This window comes from Ideonella azotifigens (assembly GCF_006519715.1).
In the GTDB taxonomy this organism is placed as follows: Bacteria; Pseudomonadota; Gammaproteobacteria; order Burkholderiales; family Burkholderiaceae_C; genus Ideonella; species Ideonella azotifigens.
In genome coordinates, this window is sequence record NZ_VIDT01001154.1 from 1 (window position 1) to 1101 (window position 1101).

Here is a 1101-nt window from a genome sequence, read left to right on the forward strand (position 1 = left end):
CTGAGCCCCGTGCAGCTGGTCATCATGAACGGCCGTGAACCGCAGTTCCCGGACTCGCTGATGCGCCGGCTGCGCAAGGGCACGGTTCAGATCCGCATCGACGTGAACAACGCCGGCGAGGTCACCGATACCAATGTGGTGCAAAGCAGCAACCCGCGGCTGGACCAGCCGGCGATGGAAGCGGTGCGCGCGATGCGCTTCCAGCCCATCCGCCGCCCGACCACCGCGATCCTGAATTTCGGCTTCGACCTGGACAGCTGAAGAGCACTCGCTCAGCGCAGCAGTTCGACCAGGCTGTCCACCACCGCATTCGGCGCCGCGCTTTCGGCCGGCTCGCCATGGTTGTAGCCGTAGCGCACCAGCACCACCGGGCAACCCGCCGCACGCGCGGCCTGCGCGTCGTTGCGCGAGTCGCCAATCATCAGCGTGCGCGCAGGCAAGGTGCCCAGCGCCTCGCAGGTCTTTTGCAGCGGCAAGGGGTGCGGCTTCTTGCGCTCGAACGCGTCGCCGCCAAAGCTCAGCTCGAAAAACGGCGCCAGGCCTTTGCGGGCCAGCAGTTGCTTGGCAAAGGCACCCGGCTTGTTGGTCAGGCAGGCCAGGCGCCAGCCCGCCGCGCGCATCGCCGCGAGGCCTTCGACCACGCCGGCATACACCTCTGCCGCCTCGCCGTTGACTGCATCGTAGTGGCGCTGATAAGCCGCCCAGGCCGCGTCATACAGCTCAGCCACAGCGCCCACCTCGGCCAGCGTGCAGCGGATCAGATGCTCCGAGCCCTGGCCCACCGTGTGTTCGATGAACTGGCGGCCGACCGCCGGCAGGCCCAGCTCGGCCAGCATGCGGTTCAGCGCCAGGTCGAAGTCCCCCAGGGTATCGACCATCGTACCGTCCAGGTCCACGATGGCGGCGTCGAAATCGCGGGGGAGCAAGGGCAGGGCGTTCACATTCGGCAAGCAGAGTCGGGGCCTGCATTGTCCGCGCTCAAGCGCCCCACACCTCCTGCACCACCGCGCCCACGGCCTGCACTGCCGGTGCCACCTGCCCTGCCGGCCGCGAAGCCCAGCAGATCCAGGTGCGGGCCTGCCAGCCGGGCCAGATGACCAG

The 1101-nt window shown here is 68.5% G+C and carries 2 protein-coding genes; one reads left to right on the forward strand and one right to left on the reverse strand.

The features are described 5' to 3' along the window. A partial coding sequence (locus tag FKP22_RS31290; RefSeq protein ID WP_211361687.1) for an energy transducer TonB occupies positions 1 to 261 on the forward strand: 261 nt, incomplete at its 5' end. A gap of 11 nt (positions 262 to 272) precedes the next feature. On the opposite strand, the gene gph is transcribed toward FKP22_RS31290, so the two are convergent. Then, on the reverse strand, positions 273 to 932 hold the full coding sequence (gene gph / locus FKP22_RS31295) for a phosphoglycolate phosphatase (protein WP_141292054.1): 660 nt from the start codon (positions 930 to 932) through the stop codon (positions 273 to 275). Positions 933 to 1101: the final 169 nt, after the last annotated feature.